The following is a 23,422-nucleotide window of genomic DNA, read 5'->3' on the forward strand; positions in this document are numbered from 1 at the left end:
CCTTTCCAACGCAAGTGCAGGTTTATGAGGCGAGTTGTCGTAACTGGTGTGGGCATGGTGACGCCGCTTGGTAGTGGTGTTGATGTCACGTGGAAAAAGATCCTCGAAGGCAAAAGCGGTGCCAACAAGGTAAGCAATTTCAAGGTCGACGATCTGGCCTGTCAGATTGCCTGTCAGATACCGCGCGGCCCCTCCGACGAAGGCGCGTTCAATCCGGACGACTGGATGGAAGTCAAGGAACAGCGCAAGGTCGACGACTTCATAATCTACGCCATGGCTGCTGCCGATCAGGCAATGGCCGACTCCGGATTCAAGGCGGAAACCTACGAGCAGCAGGCCCGTTCCGGCGTGCTGATCGGTTCGGGAATCGGCGGGCTTCAGGGGATCGAACAAGGTGCGAATCTGCTGGCGGAAAAAGGCCCGCGGCGCATCAGTCCGTTTTTCATACCCGGCCGTCTCATCAATCTGGCCGGTGGCTATGTCTCCATCCGGCACAGCCTCAAGGGTCCGAACCACGCCGTGGTGACCGCCTGTTCCACCGGTGCGCACGCCATTGGCGATGCGTCCCGTCTGATCGCCTTCGGCGATGCGGATGTGATGGTGGCAGGTGGAACCGAATCGCCGGTGTGCCGTCTGGCACTCGCCGGATTTGCCGCGTGCCGGGCCCTGTCCACCGCATTCAACGACAGTCCCGAGCAGGGCTCGCGCCCCTATGACAAGGCCCGTGACGGCTTCGTCATGGGCGAGGGCGCCGGCGTTGTGGTTCTGGAAGAATATGAACATGCCGTGCGCCGTGGCGCGACCATCTACGCCGAGGTTATCGGCTATGGTCTGTCCGGCGACGCTTTTCACATCACCGCACCGTCCTCCGACGGCGACGGTGCCTATCGCTGCATGGAAGCGGCCCTGAAACGGGCCGAGATCACCCCGGCAGATGTCGACTACGTCAATGCGCACGGCACGTCGACACCACTGGGCGACGAGATCGAACTGGGGGCCGTGTCACGGCTTGCCGGCGAACATGCGTCGGGCCTCACCATGTCGTCGACCAAATCCTCCATCGGTCACCTGCTGGGTGCGGCCGGGGCAGTCGAGGCCATCTTCTCGGTCCTGGCCATCCGTGACGGCATGGCGCCGCCGACCATCAATCTGGATGATCCGTCGGTCGAGACCGAAATAGACCTGGTGCCGCACAAGCCGAAAAAGATGGACATCAACGTCGCCCTGTCGAACTCTTTCGGCTTCGGCGGCACAAATGCCTCGCTTGTCTTCCGCAAAGTTGCCGCATAACCCATTCAAGTTCTCTCGGGCCGCCCCCGATTCCCGGGATGCGGCCCGAGACGTTGATTGTGACCGCCGGAATGTTCGGGCATTCTTCGATCGCCAGAGAGCGGTCAGCATGCTCTAACATTTTAAAATCGATCAACTTTTCCGCTTTCATGTGAGCCCGTATGAAAGCAGGTTGGTTTCGAGCCTGGTTCAGGGATCCGGGGCTCAGTTTTGGAGGTGCGAGCAGATATGCGCATTAAGCCGAAAAGCCCGCGTGAAGCATTGCAGCCGGAACCGGCTCCAGGACCGCCGCAGCGGTCCCGTCACGTTCGCAATCCATTGGTTATTCTGATCAACTTGATCATCACGCTTGCCGTGTTCGGTCTCGCCGTGCTCGGCGGTGCGCTGTATTTCGGCAAGAAGAAGTTCGAGGAAACCGGTCCGCTTGCCCAGGACGCCACGGTGGTGATTTCCTCCGGCGCCGGGCTCTCCGGCATCACCGACCGGCTTTCCAGCAAGGGCGTGATTGCGGACGCTCTGATCGATGAGTGGATCTTCAATCTCGGTATCCGTTTCTACAAGAATGCCACCCGGCTGAAGGCCGGGGAATATGCCTTTGCTCCGGGCGTGTCCATGCAGCAGATCATGACCGATCTGGTCGAAGGCAATGCCGTCACGCATTCCGTCACCATACCGGAAGGCTGGACGACCGCGCAGATCGTCGAGCGGGTCCGGGAGCATCCGGTTCTGACCGGGCAAATCACGGACATTCCCGCCGAAGGGGACCTGCTGCCGGAGACCTACACCTTTGCACGCGGAACCTCGCGTCAGGAAGTCCTGGACCAGATGAAGGCCGCGCAGGAAAAGCTGCTGGCGGAGATCTGGGAGCGCCGCTCCCAGGACCTTCCGGTCGCTTCGCCGGAAGAGCTGGTGATCCTGGCGTCCATCGTCGAAAAGGAAACCGCACTGGCCGATGAGCGGCCGCGCGTGGCCGGCGTCTTCGTCAACCGCCTGAACAAGAACATGCGCCTGCAGTCCGATCCGACCATTCTCTACGGCCTTTACGGCGGGGAGGCCTGGCAGAAGGACCGGTCTGCGATCAAGCAGTCGGAGCTGAAGGCGGAAAACAAATACAACACCTATCAGATCGACGGTTTGCCGCCGGGACCGATCGGCAACCCCGGCCGGGCGGCCATGGAGGCCGTTGCCAATCCCTCGCGGACCCAGGATCTCTATTTTGTTGCCGACGGGTCCGGCGGGCACATTTTCGCCGAAACCTATGAACAGCATCAGGAAAACGTCCGGAAATGGCGCCGGATCGAACGCGAGCAGCGTGAGGCAGAACGGAACCAGCAGACACAGCCGGCAACGTCCAATTGATCGAATAGCTGCAATGCAAGGCGGATTTCGCGCCGGATTTGTCCGCAAGGGGGGCTCATGGCACTGGCCAGCATGACGGGATTTGCGCGCGCGCCGGGGGACGCGGGGCCGGTCCGATGGACCTGGGAACTCAGGTCCGTCAACGGCAAGTCCCTGGATCTGCGCATTCGCATTCCGGCGGGACTTGAAACGCTCGAGCCGAAGATCAGGGATCGCTGCGCCAGGGTTCTCAGGCGCGGCAATGTCACCATCGGCCTGGCCATGCAGCGGGATCAGTCCGAGCTGCAGCTTCAGGTGAATGAGAAAGCGCTCGAAGCGGTGCTCTCCACCATCGACCTTCTGAAAAACCGGGTGCCCGATCTCGCGCCGCCGTCACTTGACGGCATCCTGTCCCAGAAAGGCGTGTTCGAACTCAAGGAGCCGGAAGAGGACCCGCAGGCGCAGGCCGCCCTGCACAACGCGCTGCTCACCACTCTGGATGCTGCCCTGATCGATCTTGTCGACATGCGCCATACGGAAGGCAAGGCGATCAGCAGCATCCTGCGCAAGCAGATCGACACCATCGCAGAGCTGACGCAGGCCGCCGAAGACCTGCCCGCCCGCCGTCCCGAGGCGATCAGGGCGAGATTGCACAAGCAGGTTCATGAGCTGATGGACGCCGCCGATGGCCAGCTCGATTCTCAGCGCCTTCATCAGGAAGCGGTGATGCTGGCGACAAAGGCCGATATCCGTGAAGAGCTCGACCGTCTGCATGCCCATGTCGCCGCCGTCCGCGACCTGATGGACACGGGCGGGGCAATCGGCCGCCGGCTTGATTTCCTGGCGCAGGAATTCAACCGCGAAGCCAACACCTTGTGTTCCAAGTCCAACGATGTCGAATTGACCGCCATCGGGCTGGATTTGAAAGCGGTTATCGATCAAATGCGTGAGCAGATACAGAACCTGGAGTAGACCACATGAGCGAGGCGCGCACCGGAACCATTGTCAGTGCGGATGAGGCCGAGCAGCAGCGCCGCGGGCTGATGCTGGTCCTGTCGTCCCCTTCGGGCGCCGGGAAATCGACCATCGCCCGCCTGCTTCTGGAAAAGGAGGACAATCTGGAATTGTCCATTTCCGTGACCAGCAGACCACGCCGCTCCAGCGAAGTCGATGGCGTGCATTACCAGTTTCTGGATGCCAAGCGGTTCGAGCAGATGCGCGACCATGGCGAACTGCTCGAATGGGCGGAGGTTCACGGCAATTATTATGCAACGCCGCGGGCGCCTGTGGAGAACGCCATCGAGAACGGCCGGGACATCCTTTTCGACATCGATATCCAGGGCACTTTCCAGCTTTACGAGAAAATGCGTTCCGACGTGGTCTCCATCTTCATTCTGCCGCCGTCGATCGCCGAGATGAAATCCCGTCTGCACCGGCGTGCGGAAGATACCGACGAAGTGATCGCCAAGCGCATGAAGACCGCGGTCGAGGAAATGTCCCACTGGGGGGAATACGACTATGTGGTCGTCAACGACGATCTGGAACGCGCTTTCGAGAACGTTCGCGCAATCCTGCGGGCGGAGCGGCTGAAGCAATTCCGGTCGCCGAAGATTGGCCCCCTTATTCAGGGGATGGTCGAAGATCTCCACAAGGAACTGGGCGAAGTGGCGGATTGATCCGGGCACGCGCGGCTTCAGACCGCCCGTCAAAGGCAGGCGTTCCTGAAACACGCCCGAGGCAGCGTCTGCATCGCAAACCCATTCGGGCGATTTCCTGAAGTCTATTCAACGCGAGATTCTCTAGACCGCCCCGGCAGCCCTGAAAACATTGGCGAGGTCGACGAATCCGGCGATGTCGATTTCCTCCGCCCGCGCGGTCGGCTCGAGGCCGGCCTCCACGATCATTGCTTCGGCCTCGGGCGACAGGGCCTTGAGGCTTGCCCGCAGCATCTTCCGGCGCTGGCCGAAGGCGGCGGCCGTGATCCGTTCCAGGGCGTTCAATGCGCAGGGAAGGGGGGCCGGGTCGGGGGTCAGATGCACGACCGCCGAGGTGACTTTCGGTGGCGGCGTGAAGGCCTTTGGACTGATGTCGAACAGGATTCCGCCCTTGCACCGCCATCCGGCCAGCACGCCGAGGCGGCCATAGGCCTTTGAGCCGGGCGGGGCAGTGATCCGCTCGCCGACTTCCTTCTGGAACATCAGTGTCAGCGACAACCAGAAGGGCGGCCAGTCCGCAGTGGTGATCCAGTTGAGGAGAAGCTGCGTGCCGACATTATAGGGCAGATTGGCGGCGATACGAACGTTGCCGCCACCGGTCAGGGCAACGGGATCCAGCTTGAGAGCGTCGCCTTCGATGACGTCCAGCCGGCCGGGATACCGGGCCGAAATGTCCGCAAGGGCGGGCAGGCATCGGCTGTCCTTTTCGACCGCCACGACCTTCCTGGCGCCAGCGGCCAGCAGCGCCCGCGTGAGACCGCCCGGGCCGGGACCAATTTCCAGGACCGTGCAATCTTCCAGGGAGCCCGCCGAGCGGGCGATGCGCGATGTCAGGTTCAGGTCGAGCAGAAAGTTCTGGCCGAGGGATTTCTTCGCATCCAGGCCATGGGCCGCGATCACGTCGCGCAGCGGTGGCAGATCATCTATCTGGGCCACATTACACCTGATCGGGATGGGCAAGCGCATCCGCCATGCGCACGGCGGACGAGAAGCTGTCGATGCGGGCCGTACCGCTGCCTGCCAGATCATAGGCGGTGCCGTGGTCCGGGGAGGTGCGCACGAACGGCAGCCCGAGGGTGACATTCACGCCCTCGTCGAAGCCGATTGTCTTGGCCGGAATGAGCACCTGATCGTGATACATGCCCAATACGCAGTCGTAGGTGTTGCGCGCCTGGGGGTGAAACAGCGTATCGGCGGAATGGGGGCCGGTTGCCGCGATCCCTTCCGCCTTGAGCCGTGCAACCGCCGGAGCGATGACATCGCGGTCTTCCGTGCCCATGGTGCCGCCTTCTCCCGCATGCGGGTTGAGGCCGCAGAGCGCCAGCCGCGGATTGGTATATCCGAAACGGGTGCGCAGATCGTTGGCCGTGATTTTCGCGGTTTCGACAATGAGATCTTCGTTCAGCGCCGCAGGAACATCCTTGATTGCGATATGGATCGTCACCGGGACGACCATCAGTTCCGGACCGGCAATCATCATCACCGGCGTCGCCGGGGCGCCGGGCCAGTGTTTTTCGGCGAGGGCACCGAGAAATTCCGTATGACCGGGATAGGTAAATCCGGTTCTGTAGAGTGCCGCCTTGTTGATCGGATTGGTCACCACCGCGGATGCAAGGCCGTTGCGGATGTCTTCAACACAGCCCTCGATGGAGGCGACGACCGATGGCGCGGTTTCGGCCTGTTCCACACCGGGCCGGTCCGACAGGGCCGGGCCGGTCTGCACGATTGGCAGCGACTTTGGAAAATGGGTGCTGGCCTGATCCGGCGACACGCTCTCGATGCGGATATTCAGGTCGATCGTCTTTGCCCGGCTGGCGAGGAGGGCTTCATCGCCACGCACATAGAATGGCGGCAGCTGCAGAGCCTTGCGGTTGGCCCAGGCCAGAAGAACCAGATCGGGCCCGATACCGGCGGGTTCCCCCATGGTGACGGCGATCGGTTGTTTCCGCGTGCCCATGTCGGCTTAACGATAGATGATGGTGCTGCGGCGACGGATTTCCATGAGGTAGCGGCGCGACTGGCTTGCCCCCTCCTTGGCGCGCAGCTCATTTTCCAGTTCCGTGCGCACGGCAATATCCGAGGCGATTTCCCGCTTGCCGCAAAGCGCGATCATTTCATAGCCGACAGGAGTCGTGGTCGGCTTGGTCAGCTTGCCCGGTTCCATGCTCTGGATTTCCGTGCGCAGACCTTTCGGCAGTTCGGTCTCAAGCCGGCGGCCGATCGGCTGGACGACCACTTCGCTGTATTTTCCCAGAATGGCGCCCGAGTCGTCGCAGCCGCTGAAGGCAGCGCGGATCTGGTTGCTTTCCTGCTTGCGCTTGGACTTGAAGCCGCCGGAGGAGTTCTTCGGCACGACGACGATCACGCGCTTGAGATCGTATTCGACCGACTTTTGCCGGTCTTCCTCATCGGTCTTCTTGAGCGCCGCGATGATATCGGATTCATCGACTTCGATATTGCCGCTGAACCGGCGGCTCAGGACCTGGTTCCAGGCGATCTGCGCCTTCAGGCGGTTCTTGAGTGTGTCCGGTTTGACACCGCCGCTGCTCAGCGCCTTGGACAGCTGGGAAGGGGACATTTTCACATTGCGGGCAATGTTGTTGTAGGCGTTGTCGACTTCTGACTGGCTGACCTCGACACCGACCCTTTGGGCTTCGGCGAGCTTGACCTGATCGTCGACCAGCTCCTGTTCCGCCTCGCGCTTTGCAATCGAGGCCGACTTCCGCTGTGTCAGGGTGATCAGCCGCGCGCGCTGGGTGATGTCATAGTCGGTAATGGGAACATCGTTGACGATGACCTTGATCGCAGCCAGTGCGGCTCCCGAGAACGGGAGCGCAAGAGCAAGCGCAAGACTGAAGAAAACCGGGACGAAACGAAGTCGCATTGCCTAACCATCCGTGCTGGCCCGTGGCCAAACCGAAACCTGAACCGGAGGCGGTCTGAAGGAATCGCCTCAGGTTCTGATGTGTCTGTAATCATTTGTGTCGCATATCGCGGCTACAAATTCAAAGTTTCCGCGCATCATGCCTTATTTCATGGCGGTATGATGACTTCGCGGCACTGTCGGGACTGCTCTGGCGGCGTTCGGCGGACTAGTTCAGCGCGCCGCTGGACACCTGCGTATTGCCGATCGTCCTGAGACCGACGCGGAAATAGAGCGTGCGGTCGACTTCGTCGCCGTCATTGCGGCTGCGGTCTTCAGCGTAGGAGACGGACAGGGAGAAGCCCTCGTCGTCATAACCGACCCCGAAGCCGTCCTGAACGACGTCGCTGTTTTCCAGGTCGTAGCGCATCGAACCGAAGACACGCCAGTTCTCCTGCAGCCGCAGGCTCGCCGAGCCCAGGAGTTCCTCGCGCGGATCGTCGATACCGACATCGGGCTGGGCATCCAGGTAGGCATAGGCAATAGAGGACACCACCGGCCCGTAAATGGCGGAGGCCTGGGCCTGAAGGCGGTTGATCGAGAAGTCGTCCTTGTCCAGGCGCGCCTGCGCTCCGAGCTTCACGCCGTATTGCGTGTCCAGATAGAGGCTGCCGACATAGTCGGAAAGGCTCGTGGCAAGACCGGAGTCCTCGGTTGCCCCCAGGATGTCCGGAATCGCGTAGGAGTTTTCTCCGGCCAGATGGTAGGAGCGACCGAACAGACCGCTGACGTAATAACCGCTGTCCAGCTGCAGCTTGTAGTTCAGACCGACGTTCAAACGGGTGCCGCCTTCGGCCCGGTCGAAGCCGGAAAACTTGTCATAGTCGAACAGGGTCGTGGTGTCGAAGACGATGCTCTGGGCATCTTCGTTCGGCAGCTCCCCGATACGCTGTTCGTTGGGGCGGGCAATGATCTGCGCAATCGGCTCAAGGATCTGGTTGCCGCCATTGAATGTGGCGATGAACGGGTAGCGGTATTCCAGACCGATGGCGGGCATGGCGCGCCCGACGAAACTCTCTCCGGTCAGGGCGGTCACGTCGGAATCGGGCGAGGCCAGAAAAAACAGGTCGCCGCGCATGTAGGCGAAGGGTGTGAAGGACTGGCCGAGCGGATCGATGAATGTCCGGCGCCAGTTGCCTTTCACGGACAGGCGCGAAAACGTTCCGTCCACGCCCCGGAACTTCGCCGTCGTGCCGCCATCGATCGAAAACGCATCGGTTTCGTCACGGGTGAGGGAAGTGAAATTCGCCGTCAGCGCAAGCTCGCCCGCCAGGATCGGATCGGCGAAAACATAGTCATAGTCGATGACGGGCAGCACGAGCGGCTGCTTGTCCTGCAGGGAGCTGCCGACCGGGGAAAACCCGTCGGCGTCGAAGTCACTGTCCGTATAGTCCTCCTGGGAAATCTGGAACGCATAGGTCCGGATCGTCAGCGCATTGCGGTCTGTCCTGCCTTCCAGATAGATTTCCGAGGTTTCGTTGTTGTCGCCGAAGCTGGTGAAGGAATAGTCCTGGAAGAAGGCCCGGTCGCTCTTGTAGGTGACATTCCAGCCGAGGGTCCAGTCCTGGGACAGGCTGAAAGAGGCCTTCGAATTGATGGCACCGCGCCAGCGCTCGTCTGCCCTGGAGGTCGAGAATTCTCCGGGACTGGCCTGGAACAGCCCGGCGGCGGACAGGCTGACCTCACCGGCTTCGAACCTGTGACGGTATTCCACGTCTCCGAAAAGCCCTTGCTTGGTCAGGGGCGTAAGGGTAGTCGTCAGGTCATAATACGGGTCGAGCGCCCAGTAATAGGGAACGGTTACCCCGTAGCCCAGCTTGTCCGAAACGATGCCGCTCGGCATGAGAAAACCGGATTTCCTCTTGATCGTCGGATCGGGCATGGACAGATAGGGCATATAGGCGATCGGCTGGCCGTAAACCTCGAAGGCGGCATTTTCGAACCGGATGATCTTTTCCTGCTGGTTATGGATGATCTTCTCGGCCCTGACCCGCCAGAGCGGCGGCTTGTCCGGTGGGGTCGTCGGCTTGGTGTAGACCGTATAGACGCCGTTCTCGATGGTCGTGATGTTGTCGCCTTCACGGCGCGCCTGTTCGGCCAGGAATCGCGTGCGCTTGGTCGTATCGATCTGCAGCGCCCGGGCGAAACCTTCGGAAAAATCTTCCGACAGGGTCATCTCTTCGGTACGCACGATATTGCCGCTGGACTCGATGAAGATGACGTTCCCCGTCGCCTTGAGCTGCTCGCTCTTGCGATCGAAGATGATCTGTTCCGCCTGCACGGTGTTGCCGTCGTAATAGACCTGCACATCGCCCCTGGCGACGATCAGGTCACGGTCGAAATCATAGGTGATCTCGCTGGATTCCAGCAGCAGATTGGCATCCGGGTCCAGGTCTCCGGCAAGACCCGCCGTCAGGTCCTGGGCGTGCACCGGGACCGTGAACCCATGGCAAAGGGACGCTGCAATGGCAAACGCACCCGTCGCCACCAGCCGTCTGCCCCTTGCGGACAAAATCTCTGTGTTCAGGAAAAACGGAAAAGACATAGATCCTTACCCGTCTTCCTGATGCAAGAGAATCGTCAACCCCATTAGTACTCCAAATATTCCAGGCGCCCACGCAGCCACTGTGGGAGGCACGATACCCGCACCTCCGAAGTCCTTGGCAAGCTCGGTTAGAACGTAAAGCACGAACCCGGAAAGGATTCCACCCAGAATCATGCTCCCCAATCCGCCAAACCGCGAAACTTTAAGGGAAACTGCCGCTGCGATCAAAATCATGGCGACCAAAAGTAGCGGTCTTGCCAGCAGGGTCTGATACTGCAGATTGTATCGGTAGGCGGGCAACCCGGCATTTCTGGCCAGTTCGATGAAGCGGGGCAGTTTCCAGAAGGAAATCGATTCGGGCGAGCCGATGCTTTCCCGGACCTCTGTGGCGGTCAGAAAGGTGCTGACCTCATAGCGTCCATAAGTTTGTGGATCGCGCTCGGTCGTGTAGACGGTCGCATTGTCGAGGTACCAGATTTCCTCTCCCAGGCGGGCTTCGTCGGCCTCGATCCTTTCCCGGAAGGTTCCGTCCTCGTCGAAGGTGAAGATCGTCACGCCGATCAGGCGGGTTCCGCCGTCCAGAAGCTTCTTGGCAAGCAGCACCGATTCTCCGTCCAGACCGTCCTGGCGCACCCAGACATCGTTGGAAGTCTGCAGAAGAAAGCTCTCCTCCGATCCGAACAGGCCGGCCGCGACTTCGTCGGATTTCTGCTGAAACCAGACGGCGACGGGATTGTAGACCGTGATGGAAAGCACGCCGAGCACGATGCCCACGACGATCGCCGGCAGGGAAAACTGCCACACGGAAATGCCAGACGCCCGTGTGACCACCAGTTCCAGGCCGCGACTGAGCGTGACGAAGGCCGCAATGGAGCCGAACAGAACGGTAAAGGGTATGACCTGTTCCAGAAGGAGGGGCACACGCAGGGCGGAGATCAGCGCGACCCGCAGAACGGAGAACCCTTCACGGTCACCGCCGCGCCGCACCAGTTCGAGCACGTCGAACAGATAGATCAGGACGGCGGAAAACAGCAGCAGGCCGAGAATCGCTTTCAGGAAACGGCCGGAGAAATAGACCGAAAGGGTGCCGCCGAGCATTATGCCGCGCCTCCCTTCAGCCGGTTGTTCATGGCTTCGATCCGATCATGAATAGCCATTTGAAGGGCATTGAGCCACTCGGGCTCCGCGCCGCGCTGTTCGCGGAAGATCGAGGCAAGGGCAAGCAGGGCACCGGCGGCGGGAACCACATAGAGCAGACCCAGAAGCGCGGTCGATCCGCCCGATATGGCCGTGACGCCGAATCCCGTGGTTCTCAGGAGGACGCAGGCGCAAATCGCTCCGAAGACCGCTATGCCCCGGCCGTGGCGCGTCGTGCGGGCCTTGCCCAGAAAGGCGAAGACAATCAGACCGAAGGCAAGGCAGTACAGTGGCTGGCTGAAACGCTCGTGCAGCTCCGCGGTCAGTTTTTCCGGGTTCTTGAGCGCATAGGCATCGTTCCGGTCCGGCGACATCAGGTTGGCCGTGGTGCGCTCGCTCGCCTTGAAGACCGGATCACCGGCTTCGGGAATGAGGTTGGACAGGTCGAAGGCGTAGGACTGGAAACGGACGATGGAAATATCGCCCTGTTTCTTGGGGCGGCGCTGGATGGTGCCATTCTGCATGACCAGCAGTGTCCTGTCTGCCGCTTCGACGATCAGGCCGGTATCCGCCTGATAGGTGAACGCGGTTTCCTCATCCCGGGTGTCGTGCAGCAGCAGGCCGTCGAGCGTGCCCTTGCCGGACCGGTTGCGGATATGGAAGGTCAGGCCGTTCTCGACGGTGATGAAGCGTCCCGGCTTGACGATATTGGCGACAAGGTCCGCCCGCACCCGGGTGATTTCCGTCCTGAGCTGGGCAAGGCCCATCGGTGCGAAATAGAGCGACATGCTGGCTGTCAGCACCATGACGACCGTTGAAAAAAGCAGTACGGGCTTGAGCACCAGAAAGCGCGAACCGCCGCTGGCGTCGATCACGATAAGCTCGCTGTCGCCGGACAGGGCGTTGAGCACCAGAATGAGAGCGATCATCAGCGCGAAAGGTGCGACGATCACGATCAGGAAGGGCAGGGCGAGAATCGTGATGCCGATGAACTGGACGATGGTCTGCCCCTTGGAGGTGACCAGATCGAGCTGACGCAGGGCCTGCGTGGCCCAGACGACGCCCGTCATCGCGGCAATCGTCAGCGTAAAGGCGTAGGCAGTCCGGCGGACAATGTAACGTTCGAGCGTTTTCATGAAGGTGCCGGACCATGTCCCTTGTAACGACGGATTGAAGTCAGCTTGGCTTCGAATAACACGGAATGTAGTGAACGGCCCATGAATAAGAATGGTTAACCCGCATTAAATTTAATCCCACTTGCCCAAAAGCTGCTGAAACCCCATGATTTGTTGGAGATACCGCACGCACTGGGTCGGGACGGTTTGACGCCGCGACCGCCTTTCCCGTACCGGACATGACTCCAGAACACATAGGACCGACGAATGATCAAACTTGCAAAAATCGCCTTTTCAAAAGCACAGGCTCCGAAGAAGGGCGTGGCCGTTATCCTGGCCGGAGAGGACCTGTCCCTGGGCACGATTGCGGGTGAGGTCGCCTCCACTCTCGAAAGCGGACTGCAGCGCGCTGCCGGGATTGCAGGCTTCAAAGGGCAGAAGAAATCGACCCTCGATCTGGTTGCTCCGGCCGGATCCGGTCTCGACCGGCTGATCGTCTTTGGCCTCGGCAAGTCATCTGACCTGAGCAAGGATGACTGGCGTGCCTTCGGCGGGGCGGTCTTCGCCGAGCTTCAGAAGGCGAAAGCGGACAGCGCGACCGTTCTTCTGGAGGCCCCGGAAGGCGTGGAGCTTTCCGCGGAAGCGGCTGCCGAATTCGCGATGGGTGCCAAATTGCGCTCCTATGCATTCGATGCCTACAAATCGAAGAAGAAGGACGACGACAAGGACAGGGATCTCAAGCTTACCCTCGCGGTGGCGGATCCGAAGGGCGCCAGAAAAGCCTGGAGCACCGCCGAGGCCATCGCCGACGGCGTGATTCTGGCGCGGGATCTGGTGAACGAACCGGCCAATGTTCTGGGTCCGGTCGAATTCGCGCAGAAGGCGGAAGAGCTTCAAAAGCTGGGTGTCGAGGTCGAGGTCCTTGGCGAAAAGGAAATGAAGAAGCTGAAGATGGCCGCGCTGCTCGGCGTGTCCCAGGGCTCGGTCCGTCCCCCGCGTCTGGCGGTCATGCGCTGGAACGGTGGCAAGAAGGGCGCCGCGCCCGTTGCCCTGGTCGGCAAGGGGGTCGTCTTCGACACCGGAGGTATCTCCATCAAGCCGGCAGGAGGCATGGAAGATATGAAGGGGGACATGGGGGGAGCGGCCGCGGTGGTCGGCGCCATGCACGCCATCGCCGGCCGCAAGGCCAAGGCGAATGTGATTGGCGTCATCGGTCTCGTTGAAAACATGCCCGACGGCAATGCACAGCGGCCCGGAGACATCGTCACGGCCATGTCCGGCACGACGATCGAGATCCTCAACACGGACGCCGAAGGCCGTCTCGTGCTGGCCGACGCGCTCTGGTACACCCAGCAGAAATACAAGCCGGCCATCATGATCGACCTTGCGACCCTCACCGGTGCTGTCCTGGTCGCGCTTGGCAACCATAATGCCGGGCTGTTCTCCAACAACGACGATCTTGCCGACAAGCTGCTGGCGTCCGCCGGGACAAGCGGTGAACCGCTCTGGCGGCTGCCGCTGTCGAAGGAATACGACAAGCTGGTCGACACGCCAAATGCGGATGTGAAGAACACCGGTGGCCGCTGGGCCGGCTCGATCACTGCGGCGCAGTTCCTGCAGCGCTTTGCCAATGATGTGCCCTGGGCGCATCTGGACATTGCCGGGACAGCTTTCGGCGCTCCGAAAGACGACATCTGCCAGAGCTGGGCATCCGGCTACGGCGTGCGTCTCCTCAACCAGCTGGTTGCCGACCACTACGAAGGCTGACCGTCAGGCCGGCGTGATAAAAAAGGGGGCGCGTCCGGCTGGACGTGCCCCTTTTTCTTGATCGTGGAAGGAGCCGCTCAGGCGACCTTGCGCTGGTGCTCGCCTTCCTTGACCTCTTCGACGATCTTGGCGACGAAGGCTTCCAGATCCTCCGGAGAACGACTGGTGATGATGCCGTTGGAAATGGCGACCTCCTTGTCGACCACATTGGCGCCGGCGTTCTTCAGGTCCGTGCGGATGGAATGGTAGGAGGTCATCTCCCTGCCTTTCACCACACCGGCTTCGATCAGCAGCCAGGGGGCGTGGCAGATGGCGGCGACGATCTTGTCGGCGGAAACGAATTCCCTGACCTTTGCCACCGTCTCCTTGTCGGTGCGAAGAATGTCCGGATTCATCTGGCCGCCGGGCAGAACCAGCGCGATGTAGTCGTCCACCTTCACGTCGGCGATCTTGAGATCGGCGCTGAATTCGTCGCCCCAGTCGTTGTCCTTCCAGCCCTTGATGGCCTTCCCGTCAAGGGTTGCGACATCCACGGTCGCTCCCTTCTCGCGCAGGCCGTTGAGCGGCACCTCGAGTTCCGACTGTTCAAATCCATGTGTCGCCATGATGAGGATTTTGGCTTCGGTAATCTTCGGCATCTGAAATCTCCTGTTTTGTCCGGTCGTCCCGGATCGGGGGCGGCCGGATAAGCCTTGCGGTTCGCAGTCAGGACGTCCGCTTCGGTCCTTGAGGAAGCACCGATAAGGGGAGCCTTCCCCGAAATTGCGGGAAAGCGACTGCCGGACCGCGGATCCCGGCCGGTTCCTGCCGGCCGGGTGATTTGAGCGAAGGACTCACATCCAGTAGTAGGGAACGGAAAAATAGTCGAAGGACCGCTTCTCCCACTCACGGTCGGAGTGCCATTGCGGATGCGTTTGCGGTGCGCCCTTCAGCTGGTCCTCGCTGACGTCCGTGACGAAGGCATCCTTCGACACATCGTAGCTGAGCTTTTTCCACGGAATGGGATACTCATCCTGGCCAAGTCCCAGGAACCCACCGAAGGTCATGACCGCGAATGTGACGGTCCCGCTGGTTTTCTCGATCACCAGATGATCGATCTCACCGACTTTTTCGCCTTCGATTCCGTAGACGGCGGTGCCGTTCACATCCTTTGAGTTCACGACTGCCGAGCTGGCAAATTTCTGATCCATTTTTCCTCTCCTTGCAAATTCGTTGCAGGCAGCAGGAAAACAAATCGCGGCTGAAACGGTTCCGTCGAAAGGGGCCGTGTTTACGAAAAAACTGGGAAGGTGAGCATCGGCTCAGGCCGGGTCGGTCTCTGGAAACCCGTTCGCTTACAGCCGAATATCCGCTGATCCCCGCGGCGTCCGGTCACGCCAACGCTTCAAGTCAGGCGCGGCAGTCCGCACAAAAAGAAAAACCCGTCGCATGGACGGGTTTTTCGAAAGAGCAAGACTGGATAATTCAGCAGGTCTTATAGGCCTGGCAGGCGGTTGCCGGTTCGACCAGCAGTCCCATTCCAACTGTGGCTCCGGCAACGACGGCCACCAGCGCACAAAACACAACAACACGTGCAAGCATTCAAAAATTCCCCTGTTAAGCCGGTTCGGAACTACCGCTCACCAGCTCAAATCACATGATCCTTGGATCGTCCCCGAAGACGAAATCTAGCCAATCGACATTTGCGAAGGGTTAATGATACGAGTCTTGTTGCATGTCCATGCCGGGGATGGCGCCAGCGCCATTTGGCGGCATCGCTGTTGCACGCCTGCATCACTTTCTCCACCGCCTCTGGACAAAGCTCCGGGCACGGGGAAACGAATTAGACAATACAAGGGTCCGCCGTCGCCGATGACCACCGAAGTCGTCTTTTATCATCTGCTGCACAAACCGCTTGAGATGGCGCTGCCGCAGCTGCTGCTGAAATGCCTGGAGCGGGACTGGAAGGTCGTGGTGCAGACCGGAACGGAAGAGCGCTGCAACGCGCTCGATGCCCATTTGTGGACCTTCTCCGACGACAGTTTCCTGCCGCATGGCACCAGGGCCGATGGCCACGGGGAGCATCAGCCGATCTACCTGACGGCGGAGCAGGACAATCCCAACAGCGCGGATGTCCGCTTTCTGGTGGACCGGGCGCCGCCGCCGCCGCTGGCGTCCTACACGAGAGCCATCTACATGTTCGACGGCAACGACCAGGACGCCGTGCAGGAAGCCCGGATGCGCTGGAAGGAAGCCAAGGACGAGGGGTTCGAGATCGCCTACTGGCAGCAGACAGAGACGGGCGGCTGGGAGAAGAAGGCCTGATGCCGGCACGGCAATCGGAAAGGACAATATGAAAAAGCTGAAACTGTCATCGAAAGACCTGCTCGCGGCGGCAAAGGCCCGGATCGAGGAAGTCGATACCCGCGACGCGATTGCCCTGGCCGGCGACCCCGATGTGGTGTTTGTGGATCTTCGCGATGTGCGTGAGCGGCAACGCTCGGGCTTCATACCCGGCAGCTTCCACTGTCCGCGGGGCATGGTCGAATTCTGGGTGGATCCGGAGAGTCCGTATTTCAAGGAGATCTTCGCCGAAGACAGGCGTTTCATCTTCCATTGCGCCTCCGGCTGGCGCTCGGCCCTGACCGTGGCGACGCTCCGGGACATGGGCTTCGAGGCAGCCCATCTGAAGGACGGTTTCACCGACTGGGTGGAACAGGGCGGACCGGTGGAACGGAAAGACTGAGCTAACCGAGCCGGGCCAGAAGCTGCGGCACCTTGCCGATATGGTCGATCCGGTGGAACCTGTCCGCGCCCTGCGGCTCGGCCGCTTCGTCCCGGGTCCAGGTGGCGTGATAGGGCACATGGGCGCCGAAGGCCCCGGCCTCCAGGGCCGGCAGGATGTCGGACTTGAGCGAATTGCCGATCATCATGGCCTCGGCCGGTCCGCTGCCGTGGCGGGAAAACAGGGTGCGGTAGGTCGGAACACTTTTCTCCGCAACGATCTCCACCGCGTCGAACCAGGCGTCGAGCCCGGATGCGGTGACCTTGCGCTGCTGATCGAACAGGTCACCCTCGGTGATCAGCACGAGCCGGTATGCGCCCCTGAGCGTCTTCAGGGTTTCCTCCACATGGGGCAGGGGAGCTACCGGCCGGGAAAGCATGTCGCGTCCGGCTTCGAGAATTTCCGCGATCACGTCGGCGGGCACCTTGCCGGAAGTCACCTCGATGGCCGTTTCGATCATCGAAAGGGTGAAGCCTCTGACGCCATGGCCGTAGTGCAGCCCATTGCGCCTTTGCGCCGCCAGTAGATGCTCTTCCAGCGGAAGCCTGTCGGTGTAATCGGTGAGCAGAGAGACAAACCGGTCTTCCGTCAGGCGGAAATCGTGCGCGTCATGCCACAGGGTATCGTCCGCATCGAAGCCGAGAGTGGTGATGTTCGGCGGCATTTCATGCCCTCCAGGGTTCATTGTTCCTGATGGTCTGCGTCCGCTAACGGGGACCGGGCCTGAAAGACGCCGGTCCCGTCGTCACACGGCTTCCTCCAGTTGGGAGGACAGTTCCAGCCACTCTTCTTCCATCTTGCCCAGCTTCTTTTCGCAAAAGGCCCGTTCCTTGGCGAACTTGGCGGCTCGTTCCGGATCGAGCGCGAAAAACGCCGGATCGGCGAGAGCCTTGTCCAGCTTGGCGATCTTTTCCTGAAGCCGCGCGATTTCCTTTTCGGCGACCGCGATTTTCAGCTTCAGCGGCTTCAGCAGGCTGCGTCTTTCCGCCGATCCCCGGCGCTTCTCCTGCGCGGAGGCCTTGTCGGCCTCTTCGGCTGCCGCCTTTTCGCGGGCCTTGCGGGCCGCCTCGGGTCCCTGCAGGATCAGGCGGCGGTAATCTTCCATGTCGCCGTCGTAAGCTTCAACCTTGCCGTTGGCCACCAGCCACAGCCGGTCGGCGCAGGCTTCCACCAGATGCCGGTCATGGCTGATCAGGACCACGGCGCCCTGAAATTCGTTGAGCGCCATCACCAGCGCTTCCCGGCTGTCGATATCCAGGTGGTTGGTCGGTTCATCGAGGATCAGCAGATGCGGGCCGTCAAACGTGGCAAGGCCAAGAAGCAGCCGTGCCTTCTCGCCGCCGGACAGGTCCTTGGCCGGGGTGTCCATCCGGTCCGTCGGCAGGCCGAAGCGGGCAACGCGCGCCCGCACCTTGGCTTCCGGTGCCCCGGGCATCAGGGCACGCACATGGGCCACCGCGTTTTCCGCCGGTTTCAGTTCGTCCAGCTGGTGCTGGGCGAAAAAGGCGATCTTCAGTTTGGAGGCTCTGGCGATCTCGCCGGTCATCGCGCCGAGCCGGCCGGAGATCAGTTTGGCGAATGTCGACTTGCCGTTGCCGTTGGCCCCCAGCAGGGCGATCCGGTCGTCCGTGTCGATATTCAGCGTCAGCTTGGAGAGAATTTTCGTCTCCCCATAGCCGGTCGACACGTCCTCGAGCTTCAGGATCGGCGGAGCAAGCTGCTGTTCGGGATTGGGAAAATGGATCGGCTTGCTGCTTCCCTCGGTCAGGGCCGAAATCGGCTGCATCTTTTCCAGCATCTTCAGCCGCGACTGCGCCTGCCGGGCCTTGCTGGCCTTGTAGCGGAACCGGTCGACGAAGGCCTGCATGTGCTTGCGCTGGGCGTCCTGCTTTTCCTTGGCTTTTCCGGCAAGGATCAACGCTTCGCGCCGCTGACGGTCGAAACTGTCGTAGCCGCCCGTATAATAGGTCAGCTTGCCGCCTTCCAGATGCACGATGCTGTCGACCGCATTGTTGAGAAGATCCCGGTCATGCGAGATCAGCAGCACCTGATGCGGATAGCGGGCAACATAGTTTTCCAGCCAGAGCGTGCCTTCCAGATCGAGATAGTTGGTCGGCTCGTCGAGCAGCAGCAGGTCCGGCTCGGAAAACAGCACGGCCGCCAGGGCGACGCGCATGCGCCAGCCGCCGGAAAAGGACGAGCAGGGCCTTTGCTGGGCCTCCGCATCGAAGCCGAGGCCCGACAGGATGGTGCCTGCACGCGCTTCCGCGGTATGCGCGCCGATGTCGGCAAGGCGGGTGTGGATCTCCGCGATCCTGTGCGGATCGGTTTCCGTCTCGGCCTCCGCGAGAAGGCGGCTGCGCTCCTTGTCGGCGGCCAGGACCACTTCCATCAACGTTTCTTCGGTCCCGGGCGCCTCCTGGGCAACCTGGCCGATACGGGCGCGCTTGGGGATCTGCACCGAACCGGTTTCGGTCGAAAGATCGCCGGTGATGATCTTGAAAAGGGTGGATTTGCCCGCACCATTGCGCCCCACGAGACCTGTCTTGGCCTTGCCGGGCAGCGTGACGCTGGCGTTTTCGATCAGGAGGCGATCCCCGATCCTGTAGGTAACATCTGTAATTTGCAACATGGCCGGATGTTTGGCGAACCGGGCGTGAGGATGCAAGCGGAAAGCTCGCCATGACCCCATCAAGTCGCAGGCTGTGGCTTTGCTGCACGAACGGCCGGCAGCCGGAGAGATCATTCCTCCCGCACCAGCATCCCCAGATAAAGGTCGGCAAAGGCGCCGAGCAGTTCGTGGCACAGCGTGACTTCACGCGCTCCCGGATCCCAGAAGGCATTTTCCACACCGCAGGCGGTCGTCCGGAAGGTGACGTCCGCCGGCAGGTCGTAAAGCGTGTCGAATTCCCTGGCCACATCCTCCACCAGTTCGCTTTTTTCCAGAAACTGCGCGAGAATCTTCAGCCCTTCGGGCGCCGGGTCGTGCACGGTCCTTGTTCTGCCGGCCGGAACATCGCTTTCGCGGATGAAGGGTTCCGTCGCGGCCTGCCAGGAAACGGAGGCTTCTTTATAGGCGAAGGCGCAGGTCTCGATCCGCTCTTCTGGCAGCCCCAGATCGCGGGCATGGTCCCGGAACGCCTCCTCATCCGCGCCGACCATGAGGCAGAGCATCGTGAAGCCGCGCCGCAGGTCCAGATCGTGTTCGCCATGGAAGACGAGGGTGTTATTGTTGTCCTCGGCAATCAGAAACCGGCCGATCATGGCATGGGTCAGCAGCAGATCCATATCGTCCGTGTCGGTTTCCAGCATGGCGATCGTTGCAAGATTGTCGACGGCGTCTTCCTCCCGGCCCAGAACGGGCAGTTCCAGTTGAGAGATCAGCATGTGGCCGCCCTCGTGATAGAGCGTGTGCAGGGCGTTGCCGGCAACGAACAGCAGAAGTTCCTCGCGGGCCCCGGCGGAAAGCTCCGCCAGCTCTTCTTCCAGGGTGGCGTAAGGGGTTTCGTTTGCCTGAGCGCCCGTTTGTATCGGCGCGGCTGAAAGGCAGAAAAGGGCGATGGCTGCCCCGCTGACCCTTGTTGCGAGGCGTCCGGATATCGCGGCCAGTCCTGTCATTCGATACGTGATCCGTCTTCAGGGCCGCCGATTTGTTCCGCCGCCGAATGTACAGATTAGGCCGGGGCCGCCGCCAATGCCAGTAAACTCCGTAAGCGGGGCAGGGCGCCGACACCGGACTGTCATGTGTTCTCCCCCTTGCGGGCCGCGCATGGCCCCGTTATGAAGGCCGCGAAATTCCCGAACGAGCCGGCCCAGCAGATCCGCCGGGCGCTCCTGAAACGAGAAAGACGAAACCATGGCGATTGAACGTACGTTTTCCATGATCAAGCCGGATGCCACCAAGCGCAATCTGACCGGTGCCATCACCGCCAAGCTGGAAGAAGCCGGCCTGCGTGTTGTGGCCTCCAAGCGTGTCTGGATGTCCCTGCGCGAAGCGGAAGCCTTCTACGCCGTTCACAAGGAACGCCCGTTCTTCGGCGAGCTGACCGAATTCATGTCCTCCGGCCCGACCGTCGTTCAGGTGCTGGAAGGCGAAAACGCCATCGCCAAGAACCGTGAAGTCATGGGCGCCACCAATCCGGCTGACGCTGCCGAAGGCACCATCCGCAAGGCCTATGCCCTGTCCATCGGCGAAAATTCCGTACACGGCTCCGATGCGCCGGAAACGGCTGCCGAGGAAATCGCCTTCTGGTTCGCCGGTGTCGAACTCGTCGGCTAAGGCTCCCTGCGTTCCGTGGAACGCGGACAAGCTGCTCTGCCTTGAGACCTCCAGCCGGTTCCGGTTGGAGGTCTTTTCGTCTGCGGACGGTCTTGACAGGCGCTCGCAGGGCGGGAACCTTGCCGGTTCAATCCGATTGGACCGAGATGACCCAGATCCCTCCCGAAACCGCCTTTTCCGCCTGTCCGCATGACTGTCCGTCCACCTGCGCTCTCGACGTGCATTTCGATGCCGACGGCAGGGTCAAGCGCCTCAACGGGGCGCGGGACAACAGCTATACCGCCGGGGTGATCTGCGCCAAGGTCGCCCGCTACGCGGAGCGGCTCTATCATCCCGACCGCCTGCTGAAACCGCTGCGCCGGGTGGGGGCGAAAGGCGAAGGCAGGTTCGAGGAGATCTCCTGGGACAGCGCCCTCGACCTGATTGCCGAAAGATTCCTGTCTGCCGAGGCCGAATTCGGCGCGGAAAGCGTCTGGCCCTATCACTATGCCGGCACGATGGGACTGGTGCAGCGTGACAGCATTCACCGCCTGCGCCACGCCAAGGGCTATTCGCGCCAGTTCGACAGCATCTGCACCAACCCGGCCTGGACCGGTTACGTGGCAGGAACGGGACGGCTGGCCGGACCCGATCCACGCGAGATGGCGCTCTCCGACCAGATCGTTATCTGGGGCACCAACCCGGTGGCAACCCAGGTCAACGTCATGACCCATGCGATTTCGGCGCGCAAGAAACGTGGCGCGCGGATCATCGTCGTCGATGTCTATCGGACAGAAACGATGAAACAGGCCGACATCGGTCTCATCGTGAAGCCGGGCACCGATGCGGCGCTTGCCTGCGCGATCATGCATGTGCTCTTCCGCGACGGTTTCGCAGACCGGGACTATCTGGAAAACTTCACCGACTGCCCGGCCGAGCTGGAAGCCCATCTCCGGTCCAGAACGCCGGAATGGGCGGCCGGGATCACCGGGCTTGAGGCTGCCCGCATCGAGGAAGCCGCCCGGCTGATCGGCGAAGTGAAGAGAACCTACTTCCGTCTGGGCTACGGCTTTACCCGCTCGCGCAATGGCGTTGTCTCGATGCACGCCGCCAGTTCCATCGCTGCGGTCACCGGCGCCTGGCAATACGAGGGCGGCGGCGCCTTTCACAACAATGGCGCCATCTATGAGCTCGACAAGGAGATGATCGAGGCCGGTTCGCTGAAGGACCCTGCCGTGCGCGCCCTCGACCAGTGCCTGATCGGCCGCATCCTGACCGGAGATGAAACCGCCTTGCTCGGCGGCCCGCCGGTCAAGGCGATGCTGATCCAGAACACCAATCCGGTGTCGGTCGCCCCGGAGCAGGATCTGGTCAAACAGGGTTTCGCCCGCGAGGATCTGTTCACCGTGGTCCACGAGCAGTTCCTGACCGAAACGGCAAAAATGGCCGACATCGTCCTGCCGGCTACCCAGTTTCTCGAACATGACGACATCTACAAGGGCGGCGGACACCAGTATCTGATGCTGGGGCCGAAGGCCGTCGAGCCGCCGACGGGGCCTCGCGAGAATATTTTTGTTATCAACGAGATCGCCCGGCGCGTTGAATCAAAACCTCACCCGGGGTTCGATATGGGCGCGCGCGACCAGATCGCCTGGATGCTGGCAAGTTCCGGTTACGGAACGCTCGAGGATCTGGAGGCGGGAAAATGGATCGACCTGCAGCCGGATTTCGAGACCGCGCATTATCTGAAGGGCTTCGGCCATGCGGACGGCCGGTTCCATTTCAGGCCGGACTGGGGTCGCTCCGCCGCGCCCAACAAGCCGGAGGGCGAGCCTTTCGGCCCCTGGCAAACGATGCCGGAACTGCCCGATCAGTGGAACAGCATCGAAGGGGCCGACGAACAGCATCCCTTCCGCCTGGTGACCGCTCCGGCGCGCTCCTTCCTCAATTCGACCTTCAACGAGACGGACAGCTCTCGGAAAAAGGAAGGCCGGCCGGAAGTCTGGCTGCGCCCGGACGATGCCGCCCGCTTCGGCATCGGCGACGGGGTAAAGGTGAAGATGGGCAGCCGGCGCGGTGTGGTGACACTGCATGCGCGTCTCGTGGACACACTCGCTCCGGGAACCGTGATTTCCGAAGGCATCTGGCCCAACGAGGCCTTCGAGGATGGCAAGGGCATCAATACGCTCACCGGCGCCGACCAGGTCGCTCCCTATGGCGGTGCGGCGTTTCACGACACGGCAGTGTGGGTGAGGGCGGTTTAGCGCGCGGGCAGATGAAAGACGAGATCGCGGCGGACATGACAAGCCAACTGCGCCCGGGAAAGGCCAGGGCCATCCCCTTTGCGCAGGATGTTGCCGAAGTCATTGCTGTCATTGTTTCTGGTGAGCGAACGGCGCGGCCGAGCCCCGCCCGCACGGTTGTCCTTCCGCACGCAGTGCGATGATTGCTCTTGCCTCGGGCGCCTTCCTGCATCCATCAATCCGCTTGAACGCGACATGCTCTACCCGTGGCAATGGCACCACGTTGCGGGGGGAGTGGAGCTGCAAGCGGGACAGGATTGCCTGCCG

General features: G+C 61.4%; 20 protein-coding genes. 9 read left to right on the forward strand and 11 right to left on the reverse strand.

The features are described 5' to 3' along the window. Positions 1-24: 24 nt before the first annotated feature. The 4 genes from fabF to gmk all read left to right on the forward strand — a co-directional run bounded on the left by fabF (position 25) and on the right by gmk (position 4,304). Positions 25-1,290 carry a beta-ketoacyl-ACP synthase II gene (fabF, locus tag DCO57_RS00815; RefSeq protein ID WP_116696954.1) on the forward strand — a complete coding sequence of 422 codons (1,266 nt, stop codon included), beginning with the start codon at positions 25-27 and terminating at the stop codon, positions 1,288-1,290. A 336-nt stretch (positions 1,291-1,626) separates the two neighbouring features. Beyond that, a complete protein-coding gene (gene mltG / locus DCO57_RS00820) occupies positions 1,627-2,649 on the forward strand; it encodes an endolytic transglycosylase MltG (RefSeq protein WP_208977713.1) in 1,023 nt (340 codons plus the stop codon). Between the two features lie 57 nt (positions 2,650-2,706). Next, positions 2,707-3,600 carry a YicC/YloC family endoribonuclease gene (locus DCO57_RS00825; protein ID WP_116696956.1) on the forward strand — a complete coding sequence of 298 codons (894 nt, stop codon included), beginning with the start codon at positions 2,707-2,709 and terminating at the stop codon, positions 3,598-3,600. A gap of 5 nt (positions 3,601-3,605) precedes the next feature. Further along, a complete protein-coding gene (gmk, locus tag DCO57_RS00830; protein WP_116696957.1) occupies positions 3,606-4,304 on the forward strand; it encodes a guanylate kinase in 699 nt (232 codons plus the stop codon). Positions 4,305-4,427: 123 nt separating this feature from the next. On the opposite strand, the gene rsmA is transcribed toward gmk, so the two are convergent. From rsmA to lptF, 6 genes are all read right to left on the reverse strand, one after another. Further along, the gene (gene rsmA / locus DCO57_RS00835) at positions 4,428-5,279 is read right to left on the reverse strand and encodes a 16S rRNA (adenine(1518)-N(6)/adenine(1519)-N(6))-dimethyltransferase RsmA (protein ID WP_116696958.1); all 852 of its coding nucleotides are present in this window, start codon (positions 5,277-5,279) and stop codon (positions 4,428-4,430) included. A gap of 1 nt (position 5,280) precedes the next feature. Continuing rightward, positions 5,281-6,300, reverse strand: coding sequence for a 4-hydroxythreonine-4-phosphate dehydrogenase PdxA (gene pdxA, locus DCO57_RS00840; RefSeq protein WP_116696959.1), 1,020 nt, complete (start codon positions 6,298-6,300; stop codon positions 5,281-5,283). 6 nt (positions 6,301-6,306) lie between these two features. After that, positions 6,307-7,227, reverse strand: a complete 921-nt coding sequence (locus DCO57_RS00845; RefSeq protein WP_116696960.1) for a peptidylprolyl isomerase — start codon at positions 7,225-7,227, stop codon at positions 6,307-6,309. 208 nt (positions 7,228-7,435) lie between these two features. Then, complete coding sequence (locus tag DCO57_RS00850) at positions 7,436-9,754, reverse strand: LPS-assembly protein LptD (RefSeq protein ID WP_208977714.1); 2,319 nt, start codon at positions 9,752-9,754, stop codon at positions 7,436-7,438. 63 nt (positions 9,755-9,817) lie between these two features. Beyond that, entirely contained in the window at positions 9,818-10,909 is a 1,092-nt protein-coding gene (lptG, locus tag DCO57_RS00855; RefSeq protein WP_208977715.1) for an LPS export ABC transporter permease LptG, read from the reverse strand. Further along, positions 10,909-12,084: an LPS export ABC transporter permease LptF gene (lptF, locus tag DCO57_RS00860; protein WP_116696963.1), complete on the reverse strand. Its 1,176-nt coding sequence runs from the start codon at positions 12,082-12,084 to the stop codon at positions 10,909-10,911. The genes lptG and lptF overlap by 1 nt, the downstream gene beginning before the upstream one ends. Positions 12,085-12,330: 246 nt before the next feature. Here lptF and DCO57_RS00865 point away from each other — a divergent pair, with 246 nt between their 5' ends. After that, entirely contained in the window at positions 12,331-13,830 is a 1,500-nt protein-coding gene (locus DCO57_RS00865; RefSeq protein WP_116696964.1) for a leucyl aminopeptidase, read from the forward strand. 77 nt (positions 13,831-13,907) lie between these two features. On the opposite strand, the gene DCO57_RS00870 is transcribed toward DCO57_RS00865, so the two are convergent. Both DCO57_RS00870 and DCO57_RS00875 read right to left on the reverse strand, forming a co-directional pair. Beyond that, positions 13,908-14,468 carry a type 1 glutamine amidotransferase domain-containing protein gene (locus DCO57_RS00870; protein ID WP_116696965.1) on the reverse strand — a complete coding sequence of 187 codons (561 nt, stop codon included), beginning with the start codon at positions 14,466-14,468 and terminating at the stop codon, positions 13,908-13,910. A 195-nt stretch (positions 14,469-14,663) separates the two neighbouring features. Further along, the gene (locus DCO57_RS00875) at positions 14,664-15,020 is read right to left on the reverse strand and encodes a PRC-barrel domain-containing protein (RefSeq protein ID WP_116696966.1); all 357 of its coding nucleotides are present in this window, start codon (positions 15,018-15,020) and stop codon (positions 14,664-14,666) included. Positions 15,021-15,681: 661 nt separating this feature from the next. Here DCO57_RS00875 and DCO57_RS00880 point away from each other — a divergent pair. Both DCO57_RS00880 and DCO57_RS00885 read left to right on the forward strand, forming a co-directional pair. Continuing rightward, the gene (locus DCO57_RS00880) at positions 15,682-16,134 is read left to right on the forward strand and encodes a DNA polymerase III subunit chi (protein WP_116696967.1); all 453 of its coding nucleotides are present in this window, start codon (positions 15,682-15,684) and stop codon (positions 16,132-16,134) included. A gap of 28 nt (positions 16,135-16,162) precedes the next feature. Next, positions 16,163-16,555 (forward strand): rhodanese-like domain-containing protein, encoded by a 393-nt coding sequence (locus tag DCO57_RS00885; RefSeq protein WP_116696968.1) that lies wholly within the window; start codon positions 16,163-16,165, stop codon positions 16,553-16,555. 1 nt (position 16,556) lies between these two features. Here the strand turns inward: DCO57_RS00885 and DCO57_RS00890 are convergent, their stop codons facing one another. From DCO57_RS00890 to DCO57_RS00900, 3 genes are all read right to left on the reverse strand, one after another. Continuing rightward, on the reverse strand, positions 16,557-17,258 hold the full coding sequence (locus DCO57_RS00890; RefSeq protein ID WP_116696969.1) for an HAD family hydrolase: 702 nt from the start codon (positions 17,256-17,258) through the stop codon (positions 16,557-16,559). 81 nt (positions 17,259-17,339) lie between these two features. After that, positions 17,340-19,226 (reverse strand): ABC-F family ATP-binding cassette domain-containing protein, encoded by a 1,887-nt coding sequence (locus DCO57_RS00895; protein ID WP_116696970.1) that lies wholly within the window; start codon positions 19,224-19,226, stop codon positions 17,340-17,342. Positions 19,227-19,336: 110 nt separating this feature from the next. Beyond that, complete coding sequence (locus tag DCO57_RS00900) at positions 19,337-20,212, reverse strand: DUF4344 domain-containing metallopeptidase (protein ID WP_116696971.1); 876 nt, start codon at positions 20,210-20,212, stop codon at positions 19,337-19,339. A gap of 238 nt (positions 20,213-20,450) precedes the next feature. Here DCO57_RS00900 and ndk point away from each other — a divergent pair, with 238 nt between their 5' ends. Together ndk and DCO57_RS00910 are read left to right on the forward strand one after the other, a co-directional pair. Then, the gene (gene ndk, locus DCO57_RS00905) at positions 20,451-20,873 is read left to right on the forward strand and encodes a nucleoside-diphosphate kinase (RefSeq protein ID WP_116696972.1); all 423 of its coding nucleotides are present in this window, start codon (positions 20,451-20,453) and stop codon (positions 20,871-20,873) included. 146 nt (positions 20,874-21,019) lie between these two features. Next, a complete protein-coding gene (locus DCO57_RS00910; protein WP_116696973.1) occupies positions 21,020-23,116 on the forward strand; it encodes a molybdopterin oxidoreductase family protein in 2,097 nt (698 codons plus the stop codon). Positions 23,117-23,422 lie beyond the last annotated feature (306 nt).

The organism is Labrenzia sp. 011 (assembly GCF_003075075.1).
In the GTDB taxonomy this organism is placed as follows: domain Bacteria; phylum Pseudomonadota; class Alphaproteobacteria; order Rhizobiales; family Stappiaceae; genus Roseibium.